The sequence below is a fragment of the Mesorhizobium sp. M1A.F.Ca.IN.020.04.1.1 genome, from assembly GCF_003997315.1.
Taxonomy (GTDB): domain Bacteria; phylum Pseudomonadota; class Alphaproteobacteria; order Rhizobiales; family Rhizobiaceae; genus Mesorhizobium.
This window is the reverse complement of sequence record NZ_RZSN01000077.1, coordinates 1-11,331: the sequence shown is the minus strand read 5'-3', so window position 1 is coordinate 11,331 and position 11,331 is coordinate 1. Positions and strand designations below refer to the sequence as shown.

General features: G+C 62.5%; 14 protein-coding genes. 4 read left to right on the top strand and 10 right to left on the bottom strand.

Annotated features, from left to right (window positions below; all coding sequences use genetic code 11):
* Window positions 1–86: 86 nt before the first annotated feature.
* From EOA49_RS16920 to EOA49_RS16910, 3 genes are all read right to left on the bottom strand, one after another.
* Entirely contained in the window at window positions 87–1,196 is a 1,110-nt protein-coding gene (locus EOA49_RS16920; protein ID WP_067321919.1) for a mandelate racemase/muconate lactonizing enzyme family protein, read from the bottom strand.
* On the bottom strand, window positions 1,196–3,634 hold the full coding sequence (locus tag EOA49_RS16915) for an FAD-dependent oxidoreductase (RefSeq protein ID WP_127240441.1): 2,439 nt from the start codon (window positions 3,632–3,634) through the stop codon (window positions 1,196–1,198). The genes EOA49_RS16920 and EOA49_RS16915 overlap by 1 nt, the downstream gene beginning before the upstream one ends.
* Window positions 3,635–3,782: 148 nt before the next feature.
* Window positions 3,783–4,781, bottom strand: a complete 999-nt coding sequence (locus EOA49_RS16910; RefSeq protein ID WP_095801500.1) for a L,D-transpeptidase — start codon at window positions 4,779–4,781, stop codon at window positions 3,783–3,785.
* Window positions 4,782–5,167: 386 nt separating this feature from the next.
* On the opposite strand from EOA49_RS16910, the gene EOA49_RS16905 reads away from it, so the two are divergent.
* Window positions 5,168–5,362 carry a DUF3606 domain-containing protein gene (locus tag EOA49_RS16905; RefSeq protein ID WP_066992956.1) on the top strand — a complete coding sequence of 65 codons (195 nt, stop codon included), beginning with the start codon at window positions 5,168–5,170 and terminating at the stop codon, window positions 5,360–5,362.
* A gap of 188 nt (window positions 5,363–5,550) precedes the next feature.
* Window positions 5,551–5,808, top strand: coding sequence for a helix-turn-helix domain-containing protein (locus EOA49_RS16895; RefSeq protein ID WP_067321910.1), 258 nt, complete (start codon window positions 5,551–5,553; stop codon window positions 5,806–5,808).
* A 248-nt stretch (window positions 5,809–6,056) separates the two neighbouring features.
* Here the strand turns inward: EOA49_RS16895 and EOA49_RS16890 are convergent, their stop codons facing one another.
* On the bottom strand, window positions 6,057–6,275 hold the full coding sequence (locus EOA49_RS16890; RefSeq protein WP_095824617.1) for a hypothetical protein: 219 nt from the start codon (window positions 6,273–6,275) through the stop codon (window positions 6,057–6,059).
* Between the two features lie 239 nt (window positions 6,276–6,514).
* On the opposite strand from EOA49_RS16890, the gene ligD reads away from it, so the two are divergent.
* Complete coding sequence (ligD, locus tag EOA49_RS16885; RefSeq protein ID WP_127243264.1) at window positions 6,515–8,284, top strand: DNA ligase D; 1,770 nt, start codon at window positions 6,515–6,517, stop codon at window positions 8,282–8,284.
* A gap of 288 nt (window positions 8,285–8,572) precedes the next feature.
* Here ligD and EOA49_RS33980 read toward each other — a convergent pair whose 3' ends face one another.
* Together EOA49_RS33980 and EOA49_RS16880 are read right to left on the bottom strand one after the other, a co-directional pair.
* Window positions 8,573–8,695, bottom strand: coding sequence for a hypothetical protein (locus tag EOA49_RS33980; RefSeq protein ID WP_259979811.1), 123 nt, complete (start codon window positions 8,693–8,695; stop codon window positions 8,573–8,575).
* A 44-nt stretch (window positions 8,696–8,739) separates the two neighbouring features.
* On the bottom strand, window positions 8,740–8,928 hold the full coding sequence (locus EOA49_RS16880; RefSeq protein WP_095778947.1) for a DUF3606 domain-containing protein: 189 nt from the start codon (window positions 8,926–8,928) through the stop codon (window positions 8,740–8,742).
* 212 nt (window positions 8,929–9,140) lie between these two features.
* Between EOA49_RS16880 and EOA49_RS16875 the strand changes: the two genes are divergently transcribed.
* A complete protein-coding gene (locus tag EOA49_RS16875) occupies window positions 9,141–9,650 on the top strand; it encodes a DUF892 family protein (RefSeq protein WP_127241400.1) in 510 nt (169 codons plus the stop codon).
* A 51-nt stretch (window positions 9,651–9,701) separates the two neighbouring features.
* On the opposite strand, the gene EOA49_RS16870 is transcribed toward EOA49_RS16875, so the two are convergent.
* The 4 genes from EOA49_RS16870 to EOA49_RS32665 form a co-directional block, all read right to left on the bottom strand.
* Window positions 9,702–9,989, bottom strand: a complete 288-nt coding sequence (locus EOA49_RS16870; RefSeq protein ID WP_067321896.1) for a DUF982 domain-containing protein — start codon at window positions 9,987–9,989, stop codon at window positions 9,702–9,704.
* A gap of 22 nt (window positions 9,990–10,011) precedes the next feature.
* Entirely contained in the window at window positions 10,012–10,311 is a 300-nt protein-coding gene (locus EOA49_RS16865; RefSeq protein ID WP_067321894.1) for a DUF982 domain-containing protein, read from the bottom strand.
* A gap of 342 nt (window positions 10,312–10,653) precedes the next feature.
* Window positions 10,654–10,959: a hypothetical protein gene (locus EOA49_RS16860; protein WP_066992982.1), complete on the bottom strand. Its 306-nt coding sequence runs from the start codon at window positions 10,957–10,959 to the stop codon at window positions 10,654–10,656.
* Window positions 10,960–11,078: 119 nt separating this feature from the next.
* On the bottom strand, window positions 11,079–11,240 hold the full coding sequence (locus tag EOA49_RS32665) for a hypothetical protein (protein WP_095801495.1): 162 nt from the start codon (window positions 11,238–11,240) through the stop codon (window positions 11,079–11,081).
* Window positions 11,241–11,331 lie beyond the last annotated feature (91 nt).

Below are 11,331 nucleotides of genomic sequence, written 5' to 3'. Positions count from 1 at the left end.
GCGTGCCACTCAACGCGGGATGAGGCGGAACGATCCGCGAGGCCCAAGAAGTGATCGGCTGGCGCCAGCCAAAGCCTGGCCGGTGGTCAGGCTCCGTAAGTCGCCAGCGGCTTGCCGAATGTCCCGGGTTCCGGTTTGACGCCCAGGCCCGGCCGCTGCGGCACGGCTATGAAGCCCTTTTCGATCACGACCGGGTTCTTCCGGTCGAAATGCCCGTCGATATATTCTTGGGCGATCCAGGCTCCCTCCATCCGGCGCGGCTCGACCGTGGCAGCAAGATGGACACAGGCCGCCGCGATGATGTCGCCGCCCCAGGCGTCGTCGCAGCTGTGCGGCAGCGAGCGAATGGCGCAAAGGTCGCGCACGGTTGTCATCTTCGTGAGGCCGCCGAGGCGCGTCACCTTGAAGCCGAAGCCATCGGCGATGCCCATGGAGATCGCTCGAAGCACCGCGTTCTGGTCCTCGGTACTCTCGTCGAGGTAGACCGGATGCGTCACCCGGCCCTTCAGCGTAGCGACTTCATCCATGGTGTTGCAGGGCTGTTCGAAGACGAAGGGGATGGCGTGGCAAAGCCGGTCGAGATGGATTGCCGACGCGATTGTCAGGCCCCGGTTGCCGTCGACCGCGATGCGCGCCTTGTAGCCGACAGCTTCCCAGACCTTGTGCACGACGGCCACGTCTTCTTCGAGGTTGCGCCCGCCGATCTTCACTTGGAGGCGCGGATAGCCGGCCTTCACCTTGTCGGCGGCGATCCTCGCCGTTTCGTCCGGCGGACCTACGATCAGCGAATAATAGGCCGGCACGCGATCGGTCAGCGCGCCGCCCAGGAGCGTCGAGACCGGCACGCCGAGCTTTTGGCCGAGCAGGTCGAGAAAGGCCATGTCGAACGCGGCCTTGGCATAGCCATGTCCGTTCAGGCGCTCGTCCATCTGTTTCGCAAGCAGTCTGATCGAAGCGATCTCCGCATCGATCAGTCCCGGGGCGATTTCGGCGATCGCCGCGCGAGCGCCCAGCGCATGGTGCGGCTGATAGACCGGTCCGATCGGGCAGGTCTCGCCCCAGCCGGTCAAACCGTCTTCGGTCACGATCTCGACAAGCGTCGAGTCCAGCGACTCCACGTCGTCGCTGGCCATGCGGTAGACGCCGCCTTTGACGGGCAGCTGCGCCGAATAGACGTTGATCCGATCGACGCGCATCACATACGCGCCCTGGCCGAGGTCGGATCGTAAGGCGAGTCCGCGATCACCTCGGCGATCTTCCATTCCCTCAAGATGGCGACCTCGAGTTTGGTGCCGGGCTTGCTCAGACGCTCCGGCAGAAGGGCCAGCGCCACGTCATGGCCGAGCGCATAGCCGTAGCCGCCCGACGTAATGCGCCCGACAAGTTCGCCGTCGCTATAAAGGCCCTCGGAGGCAAGCGTGCTCGCGCCGTCGGTTTCGATCTTGAGCGTCACCGACCGGCGCTGGTCGTTCCTCGCCTTGTATTTCAGCACCGCCTCGCGGCCGACGAAATCGCCCTTGTCGAGGCGGATGAAGCGCTCGAGCCCGCTCTCCAGCGCGTTGAGCTCAGGGTTCATGTCGCGATACATGGCGCGATAGGATTTTTCGAGCCTGAGCGACTCCAGCGCATGCAACCCGACAAGCCGCATGCCGTGCTTCTCGCCCTCCTTTAGGATGGCATCCAGCAGCTGCCGCTGATAGGGCAGCGGATGATAGAGTTCCCAGCCGAGCTCGCCCTCATAGTTGACGCGCAGCAGCCGCACGTCGCTGGCCAGGGCGACGCGGCCGGTCGTCACGCTGAACCACGGGAACTTTTCGTTCGAAAGATCGATCTCGGTCAGCGGCTGCAGCACTTCGCGTGCCTTGGGCCCGACGACGGTGAAGCAGCCGCGATCGTTGGTGACGTTCTTCAGCGATACGCTGCCGTCGGCGGGCAGCAGCCTTGAGAGATCGTCGAAATTCCAGCGCTCGGCGCGCGGCGTCGAGATGAGGTAGAACAGGTCTTCTCCGAGGCGCGCCACCATGTACTCCGCCTGCACCCCGCCGCCTGCAGTGAGGTGATGGGCCAGCGTCACCTTTCCGACCGCCGGCAAGCGATTGGCGATGATCCTGTCCAGCCAGGCGGCCGCGTTCGGTCCGGACACCTCGAACTTGGTCATGGGCGTCATCTCGACCAGGCCGACGGCAGTGCGCACCGCCTGGACTTCCTGGGCGACGAGGTTCCCCTTCGGCGTCCATCGCCAGCTATACTGGTCCTTGGCTTCGACGCCGTCGCGCGCGAACCAGTTGGGCATCTCCCAGCCATTGAGAACGCCCCAGACGGCGCCGAGCTCGGTCAGCCTGTCATAGGAAGGCGCGGTCTTCTGCGGCCGGGCGGCGGGCATGTCCTGTCCCGGATACTTCTGCTCCGCATGTGTGCCCCAGGCCTCGCGGACCTTTTCGCGCGTCCAGGCCTTGTTGGCATAGTCGCCGAAGCGGCGCGGATCGAGATCCGAGGTGTCGAGGCTGTTGCCGCCTTCGACGATCCGTTCCGACAGGTAATAGCCGATCGTGCCGCCCCACAGGATGCCGCCTGGCACGCCTTCGGCCAGCCAGACATTGGGCCGGCCCCAGGCCGGCCCCATCAAGGGAAGCTCGTCCGCGGTCATCTGGAACGGTCCGCGCACATTGGCCTTGATACCGACGCGCCCCAGCGCCGGCACCAGCTGCAGAGCCTGCTCCCAGTTCCACGACACCGCCTCGAAATCTTCTTCGACGAGGTCGGCGCCGAACCAGGAAGGGACGCCGTCCTCGGCGAACAGTTTCAGGTTCGCCGTGCGCTCGTAAGGCCCGAACATCAGCCCGTCGCCTTCTTCGCGCAGATAGCCCTCGAACCCTTCGTCGCGCAGGATCGGCATTTCGGGGCGGCCCTGCCTTTTCCGCTCGACGATTTCCGGCACCACTTCGGTGATCCAGTACTGATGCAGGATCGGGATCGCCGGGATATCGAGGCCGAGCAGCGCGCCGGTCTGGCGCGCATAATTGCCGGTCGCGGAGATCACGTGCTCGCAGGTGATGTCGCCCTTGTTAGTCTGGACGAGCCATTCGCCGCCGGGCGTGCGCCTGAAGCCGGTGACCTCGGTGTTCAAGTACACCTTGGCACCCAGATCCCGCGCGCCTTTGGCCATGGCGATGGTCACATCGGCCGGCGCGATATGGCCGTCATCGGGATGATAAAGCGCGCCCAGCATGTGGTCGTTGTCGAGCAGCGGCGCCAGCTGCCTCGCTTCGCCCGGCGTCAGCAACTCAGCGCGCATGCCCTGGACGTCGGCCACGCTCATATAACTCTTGAATTCGTCTAGCCGGTCGCGGCTGTTGGCGATGCGCAGCTGGCCGCATTTGTGCCAGCCGACCGGCTGGCCGGTTTCGGCCTCCAGCCCTTCATAGATCTCGATGGTCTTCTTGATCATGCGGCCGACATTGATGTTGCGGGTATAGGACGGGATCAGGCCCGCCGCATGCCAGGTGGAGCCGGCCGTAAGCTGGGTCCGCTCGAGCAGCGCAACGTCGGTCCAGCCGCGCTTGGCCAGGCCGTAAAGGATGCCGGCGCCGACGCATCCTCCGCCGACGATCACCACTCTCGCATGTGCTTGCATCGAACCACCAATTCCAGATCGTTTTCAAAAGCGCGCCGCCGAAGCTACAGGCGACGGAAGGCCGTGTAACGTTCTGAAAAACTAGGGGTAACGATAAATTAGGCTTATGCAGCGATCCCGCCTTGGCGGCTCGCTCCTCCCGGCGTTTTTACTGCGCCTGCCCGTCCTGCGCCGTCTCGTCCTTGAACTCGACTTTCGTGCCCGGCTTGACCATAGCGGCGAGGTCTTCGGCATCCCAGTTGGTCAGCCGGATGCAGCCATGCGAGTAGGTCGTCCCGATTTTGCCGGGATCCGGCGTGCCGTGGATGCCATAGCTTTCGATCGAGAGGTCGATCCAGACCGATCCCACCGGATTGTTCGGTCCCTTGGCGATGGTGAAGGGCCGCTTGCTCTTGACCCCCTTGAAGGCGAATTTCGGATTGTAGTGATAGGTCGGATTGCGCACCACGCGTTTGACCTCCGCGGCGCCGCTCGGCGCCGGCTTTTCCTCGCTGCCGATCGAGGCCGGATAGACCGCAACCGGCTTGCCTGATGGATCGAGCGCGCGGACCTGGCGGGATGCCTTGTCGACCTCGATGGTCTCGATCTCCGCCGGGGCGTCGCCCCGTCCGAGATCGGGCACTACGAGGCTCACATCTGCCTTCCGGAACCCGACGCGCGGGTTGAGCGTCTTCAGCAATTGTTCGCTGATGTGGAAACGCTCGGCCAGCCTCTCCCGCGCGTTGCGATAGCCGAGGCGCTTCAGACGAGCCATCCGCTCCAGGCGGGTGGGAATGCGCCTGGTAAAGGGGCCGCGCACGTCCTTGACCGTGACCTCATATGCCACCAGAACCGGCTCGGCGGAGCTCGCCGTCAGCTTGTCCCAGGTCTCGCGTGTGAGCTTGCCGTCGGAAGCCAGTCCGTTCGCCGCCTGGAACGCCGCCACGGCTTTGGCAAAATTGTCGGAGAGGCGACCGTCGATCAGGCCCGGCGAGAAGCGGGCGCGATCGAGAAGGATCTGCGCCTTGAGAAGCATCGGACTGACGTCCTTCGGCTCGCCCTCGCTGAATTGCGCCTGATTGACCGCGTCGAGGTCAAGCCTCGCCGCCTGAGCTCCGCTGCATGCGAGCGCGAGCGCCACGGCAGCGACAACGAAGAGCCGGACCATCGACTTCACTCCCGGGTTACGACAGAAACCTGTCTTTATGACGCGGGCGTGCCGATCTGGTTCCTGTCGCAGCGCCGGCGTGAAAATCATTAGAACGTGCACCTTTGGGCGTACGATCTTGAATTTTATGCCGAAACCAGTTCCCAAGAGCGAAAAATGCTGGCATGATCATATAAGGGCCTATGCATTTTCTGATTAGATGGGCCCTTGCCTGGTGACCGGCGGCTCCCCAACGCCCCCCGCCCATGCCGCCGGTTACTTCATTTGAGGCCTCCCCCAGGCAATGCCGTGGCCGACCCCATCCCGGCCGTAGCGCTTCACGCACATATTAGCGGTTTGGAACATTCCTGCCTTCCCGGTGTTCGTTTTGCCAGGAGGAGCAACCAATGGCAGACGTCAAAACGAAGCGCGATTTCCGGGACCGCGACCGTGTGTCGGCGGACGACGATTACGAGGTTCGCTACTTTGCCAAGCAGCATCGCATCACGCCTGAACAGGTTCGGGAGCTGATCAGCGAGCACGGCAACGACCGTAAGATTTTGCAACGTGAGGCAAGGAAGCTGGGTGACAAAGCTTTCTGATTTGGGGCCGCCGATCTTTGCCCGGTTGCGGGTCAGAGCAGCCGCCAACGAAGAGGACCAGTTCCGGACATGTCCCGCCTGCGGGCAGGCAGTGGACTGGGGCGATCTCCGGCAGGTGATCTGGCACGAGCAGCCGGGACACGCGAGGTGGAAATTGACAGCTGAAAAACCCTAGGGGAGACCCCTTGATGGATTTGACGCCAGAGGAGTCGCGAGCCGCGCGAGAACTCCTGCACTGGTCGCAAGTGCGCCTCGGCGCCAAGGCCAGCCTAGGGGAGGGGACCATTCGCGACTTCGAGAACGGGATCAGAATTCTGCGGGCCGAGAAACGAACCCGCATCCGTCGCGCTTTTGAGGCGGCGGGCGTCGTGTTCACGGCGAAGGGGCCCTCGCTTTCGGCCGTCAGGCCCGAAATGAATGGCTATCGCCATAAACAGCGCCGCTAAGCTAGTCCCGCTGCCGAGCGCTGCTGGCAGCGAGCTAACTGTCCACGCAAACCGGAGGTCGCGTCCTCCGTGAGGCCTGTGAGCACTCGTGGACGTTCGCCGGAGAGCTTCGACTTCAAGCTGGTTCAACCTCGACCAGGCAAATGAACGACGCGCATGGCTGACTTATTTGCAGGGCAGGACCGCGGCCGCGCGTTGCCGGCGTTCCCGAAGGGGAAGTCAGAGACTCCTCGATCTTCGAGGCGGCATCAACTTTCCGGAAACCCGTATCGCAGCTTTTGGCCGGTGCCCGGCTGCTTGACAGCGTCAAGTCCCAGTCGCGTGTGTTCGTGCTTGGCAAAAGCTTTCGCGTCCGCTTCGGAACCGAAACCCTTGATGGTGACAACGCCATCCTCGATAACGCGCACGTAATACCTGTCTTCCAGCGTGTCGATCTCGACCGAATCCATTACGATTGACTTGTTCATTGACGGCCCACCTGAAGAAGATTCACCCCGCAGCCAAACGTCGCCGGCTAAGGATTGTTCCGCACTCAACTAATAAAACATCTACTCAGATAATCGGAGCACTATGCGGGTTGGAGGGCAACGCGTTGCCTTTGCGAGGCCACGCTTGGCCAAGTCGGACAAACATACGATTTTACTAAAATGGAAGGAACTGATGGGACTGCTCCGGCTTGAGTCGCGGTTCCTGGAGTCGCGCGTGCATGACCAGCGGCAAAGACCGGCTTTCCTTCATCGAGTTCCAATCGCCCACCTTGGTCGAGAAAGCTCCCGAAGGCGGCGAATGGCTGCACGAGATCAAGTACGACGGTTACCGAACCCAGCTCATCGTGGAAGGCGCAACAGCGCGAGCCTTCACGCGCCGCGGCTATGACTGGTCGCATCGCTACAGGAGGATTGTCCAGGCGGCGGCGGGCTTGCCGGTGAAATCTGCGATCATTGATGGCGAGGCTGTCGTTCTCGGCGACACCGGCTTGCCTGACTACCAGGCGCTGGAGCGCGAGTTGGGCAACGCAAACTCTTCGAGATTGATCTTCTATGCCTTCGACCTGCTGCACCTCGACGGTCGCGATCTGCGACAGCAGCCGCTGGTCGAGCGCAAGGCAGCGCTCGAAACGCTGCTGAAGGACAGCGCGCCGACGCTGACCTATGCCGAGCATCTGGAGGTGAGCGGCAGGGAGATGTTCGATCATGCCTGCCGGATGGGCCTGGAGGGGATCGTGTCGAAGCGCGCGGACGCGCCCTACCGTTCCGGCGTGCAGACGAGCTGGGTCAAGGTCAAATGCATCAAGAGCGACACCTTTCCGATCGTCGCGTTCGTCGAGAAGCTTGGTGCTGAGCCGCGCCGGATCGCATCGCTCTATATCGGCAGGCGCGAGGGCGACCGGCTGCTTTATGCAGGCAAGGCTCAGAGCGGTTATACGCTTGAAGTGGCGCGACGCGTTCGCGAGCGGCTCGATCCGCTGATCATCGGCAAATCGCCTTTGTCGGAGCCCATTGTGAAGCCAAAGGCGACCTGGGTGAGACCCGAAGTCCTGGCCGAGGTGCAGTTCAGCGGCGTTACCGATCGCGGGATCTTGCGCGAAGCCGTGTTCAAGGGGCTCCGCGAGGACCTGGTGACGGTCCCGCCAAAGCCGCCGGCGCCGTCGAAACGAAGAGCGGACCGAGATCACGGCGTGCCGCGTGAGAATATCTTGCAGCTGCTGCCCGATGCGGTCTCGCCTTCCAAGGATGAGCTCGTTCGCTATTGGAGTCTGGTCGCCGATCAGGCGCTGGTGCACCTCGGCCGTCGCCCACTGAAGCTCGTCCGTCATGCCTTCGGGGCAACTTTCTACCACAAGGGAATGCTGCCCGAGATCCCGGCAGCGGTGCACCAGCTGCGCGTCGAGAAGCGAGAAGGTGGGGAGGGCACTCGGGTCTGGGTCGACGACCTCGACGGCTTGCTCGGGCTGGTCGAAATGGATGCGGTCGAGCTCCACCCGTGGAATGCCACGGTGGATGACATCGAGCATGCCGACCGGATCGTGCTGGATCTCGACCCGGGTGAGGGCGTGGAATGGGCGCAAGTGACTGAGACCGCGCTGGCGCTGCGCGACATCATGGCAGCGTCAGGTCTGGAAAGCTGGCCGAAGGTCACGGGCGGCAAGGGCATTCACTTGATGGCGCCGCTGGCGGCGAAGATGACCCACGACGGCGCGCGGCAGCTCGCCAGGTCGATTGCCCAGGTCCTCGCCGACGCAGAACCCGACCGCTACTTGCTGTCGGCAGCGCCGGTGGCCCGCAAGGGCCGCATCTTCATCGACTATCTTCGCAACGGACGCGGCAACACGGCCGCCGGCGCTTTTTCGCCGCGGGCCCGCGCCGGCTTCCCCATCGCGCATCCCGTTACTTGGGTGCAGGTAGAGCGGAGTATCCGGCCGGATGCGTTTACCATGGACCATCCGTTCAGGGCGGCTCAGCGAAATGCGGCGTAGCGGGCGAGGCCCGTGAAGATCATCTCGAATCTGCGTTCTTAGGCATAGGCGATTGAATTTTCGGGCGGAACCAGTTTCCAAGAACGCAAATTGCTGGCATGATCATATAAGGGCCTATGCATATTTTGATTCGATGGCCCCTGTTCCTGGTAACCGACGGCTCCCCATCGCCCCCCGCCCATGCCGTCGGTTGCCTCATTTCGAAATCCCAAATTAAGGACGCAGCCCCGACCGGTCGAGCAGGGCTGTGGTACGCCGCAAGGTCTTTGGCCTTGTGGCCGACGGCAATCACGAGCCGAACCAAAATAGCGCCAGAAGGGCCACAAAGATTGCGGCCGCGGCGACGGTGCCCCACATGAAGACCCTGCTGGTGCCACGCTGCTCCTCCTCGCGGGATAGGTTGTTAGCCATGTCAAGTCTCCTTCGCAGTATCTCCGCACAAGTGCGAACGCCCGTCAGCGGCTCGCCACCGCCCTTGCTTCGCGCTCCAGCGTCGCACGATCGTTTCCGTGCTTTTTGATGAGGTCGCGAGCCTCGGGGATTGTCAGCTGGAATTTCCTCGCGAAGTGGGCGACCTCATATTCCTCATCGCCTGACACGCGGCCGCGGTCGCGGAAATCGCGCTTGGTCGTGTCGTCTGCCATGGTTGTTCCTCCTGGATAGGAACAAAACCGCCTCCCTTTGGGAATGTTCCAGCCTCTGGGAGTTTGGTATGCGGACGTGGCTTCCGTCCTGTCAGCGACGCTTTTCGAGGAGCCGCGGGCCTGCTGCTCGTCATGCCCACTCCCGTCACTCTCGCCACGGAACAATCCGCAGTCCTTGTGGTTCGGGCGCACCCAAACAGGAGGAACAAACTATGTCTGAATCACGCGAATGGCTGATCCAGTGGCTGAGGGATGCTCACGCAATGGAAGAGCAAGCCGAGACGATGCTGTCCGGCCAGCTGGGCCGGCTCGAGAGCTATCCGGAACTCAGCGAACGCATCCGCGCTCACCTCGCCGAGACCAAGGAGCAGGCGAGACGATTGAAGTCTTGCCTGGATGGCCTGGAAGAAGGTTCGTCAACACTGAAGGACGCAGGCGGAAAACTGACCGCAATGGCGCAGTCGATCAGCGGCGTGTTCGCCGGCGACGAGGTGATGAAAGGCTCTCTGGCCAGCTACACCTTCGAGCATATGGAGATCGCTTCCTATACGATCCTCATGGCTGCCGCTGAAGCCGTGGGTGAAGCCGAGATTGCTCGGGTCTGTGAGCAGAACCTGCGCGAAGAAGAAGCGATGGCGGAGTGGCTGAAGGCCAATCTTCCGCAGGTCACCGAGACATTCCTCGCCCGGGCCGATGCCGACAGCGAAAGCGCCAAGCGCTAGTTCGCGTCCTACAGGTGAAACGAGGCGGCGTTGGCCGCCGCCTCGGTCCCATCAAGCGTGCTTCGGCTGGGCTGCCTTTCCAGTTGGGAGCGGAACTGCTCCCTCCTCGATGAGGATGTCCTTCCGGCGGGCAAAGGCAACGAAGACGCCTCTCGCCGTTTCTGCGTCGATTTCGCCGGCCAAGGCGGCCTTGCAGGCACGCATCGCCGCCTTCTGCTCAGGGCTGTTGCCACACCAGTCGGCGACGAACTGATAGGCATCTACGACAGTGTTCAGCTGACGCGGAAATCCCAGTCCGACCCAGACGCGGATCGGCTTTTCGAACGGTTTTGCAAGCATCGTGACTGCCTCCTTTTTGCGGCTACGCAGTCACGCCGCTGCCTGGGCCCTTGCCGGTCATCCAAGGCAAAGTGACACTCACGTCCTCGTGGATTTTGACCGACTTTGCGAAGCCGCAGAACGCGTCTCTGGCCGCCGTTAGCGGATAGTCGCTGTCGAATGCTCGCTGACAGGCACGCAGGGCGGTCTCGTAGATGGTGCCGCGTCTGTTCTTGGGCCATTCGTAGAGAAATTCCAGGGCGTCATCGAGGCACGCGATTTCCTGGATGAGGCTGTTCCCGCTCTTCACGAAAACAGGGCTGTCAAACATCCGATCGTTCATAAGATCCTCCAAGTCGAACGAACAATTTGAGTTCTGAGACGGGCCGGAACCTTCAACGATCCTGGCCTGGCTGCGATATGGGTTTGCGGTTTTTGGCCGTCAAGATGAGGGCGCGTGCGGGAGCGTTCGGCTCGATGGGAACCTTCCGCGGGTCTTGCTGTTCGGTACGCAGCGGCGGGGCGAACCTTTGCTCCGAAATGAGGGCCGCCATCCGTGAGCGAGTCATGTGGCCGCTCTTGCGAAAACCCGCCCGCGCTCCTCCCCGGGCGGGTTTTTGCCGGAGCAATTCTAGAAAGCGTGACTCGGGTTTCCGTCCGGAACTGCCGGCAGGCACAGTCTTCCTTACGCCGGCCGCTGAACCACCGGTGGCTTTCGCGCGGGAGGCTTGCTGGTGGTCACCAGCCTGACCTTGTCGATGTCCACTGTAACCGGTACGCCGAGCTTCACGGTCACCCGGTCCCCATTGACGCGCGTTACATCTCCGACGAGCTCGATCGGCTGGCCTCTCTTCACGGTCGACGTGCGGTCGATGATCGAATGCGGCTGCTCATAGGAGGGAATCGACACGCTGACGCGGTCCTCCGTCACCCGCCGGCGAACCGTTGCGGTGATGGCGACCTCGTCTCCGACCTTGATGCCTCTTGCCATAGACGCAAGACTGGTGCGGTCGGCGGATTCGTCAAGCGATCGCTAATGTATCTTTGCGCACTTTTCCAGCGCGTGCCTTGGCACGCGTGCAAGAAAACCGGATCTGGCTCGTCAACAGGCTACTTCCTGAACGACAGTGCCTTCGCCTCGCGAACGAGCGAACCCCAATTCAAGCCTAGGAAAGAAACAAGTTCCAACGCCTGCGCTTCGGTAATGCCGATCTCCCGGACAAGCCGTTGAACAACAGCTTCCTGTGACTGACTGTCAGATGTGAGCGCCATGGGAAGTCCCCTATGGCGGCGCAACGTTCAAGTCAGAAATTAGTTCCCGCCAATTCCGGGCTTGGCTGCCACCGGCGGTTCGTTTTTGGCT

What these genes read in the sequence shown, in the direction of transcription:
- EOA49_RS16920 (WP_067321919.1), bottom strand. Translation starts at nt 1,196, where the DNA reads ATGCGCGTCGATCGGATCAACGTCTATTCGGCGCAGCTGCCCGTCAAA.
- EOA49_RS16915 (WP_127240441.1), bottom strand. Translation starts at nt 3,634, where the DNA reads ATGCAAGCACATGCGAGAGTGGTGATCGTCGGCGGAGGATGCGTCGGC.
- EOA49_RS16910 (WP_095801500.1), bottom strand. Translation starts at nt 4,781, where the DNA reads ATGGTCCGGCTCTTCGTTGTCGCTGCCGTGGCGCTCGCGCTCGCATGC.
- EOA49_RS16905 (WP_066992956.1), top strand. Translation starts at nt 5,168, where the DNA reads ATGGCAGACGTCAAAACGAAGCGCGATTTCCGGGACCGCGACCGTGTG.
- EOA49_RS16895 (WP_067321910.1), top strand. Translation starts at nt 5,551, where the DNA reads ATGGATTTGACGCCAGAGGAGTCGCGAGCCGCGCGAGAACTCCTGCAC.
- EOA49_RS16890 (WP_095824617.1), bottom strand. Translation starts at nt 6,275, where the DNA reads ATGAACAAGTCAATCGTAATGGATTCGGTCGAGATCGACACGCTGGAA.
- ligD (WP_127243264.1), top strand. Translation starts at nt 6,515, where the DNA reads ATGACCAGCGGCAAAGACCGGCTTTCCTTCATCGAGTTCCAATCGCCC.
- EOA49_RS33980 (WP_259979811.1), bottom strand. Translation starts at nt 8,695, where the DNA reads ATGGCTAACAACCTATCCCGCGAGGAGGAGCAGCGTGGCACCAGCAGG.
- EOA49_RS16880 (WP_095778947.1), bottom strand. Translation starts at nt 8,928, where the DNA reads ATGGCAGACGACACGACCAAGCGCGATTTCCGCGACCGCGGCCGCGTG.
- EOA49_RS16875 (WP_127241400.1), top strand. Translation starts at nt 9,141, where the DNA reads ATGTCTGAATCACGCGAATGGCTGATCCAGTGGCTGAGGGATGCTCAC.
- EOA49_RS16870 (WP_067321896.1), bottom strand. Translation starts at nt 9,989, where the DNA reads ATGCTTGCAAAACCGTTCGAAAAGCCGATCCGCGTCTGGGTCGGACTG.
- EOA49_RS16865 (WP_067321894.1), bottom strand. Translation starts at nt 10,311, where the DNA reads ATGAACGATCGGATGTTTGACAGCCCTGTTTTCGTGAAGAGCGGGAAC.
- EOA49_RS16860 (WP_066992982.1), bottom strand. Translation starts at nt 10,959, where the DNA reads ATGGCAAGAGGCATCAAGGTCGGAGACGAGGTCGCCATCACCGCAACG.
- EOA49_RS32665 (WP_095801495.1), bottom strand. Translation starts at nt 11,240, where the DNA reads ATGGCGCTCACATCTGACAGTCAGTCACAGGAAGCTGTTGTTCAACGG.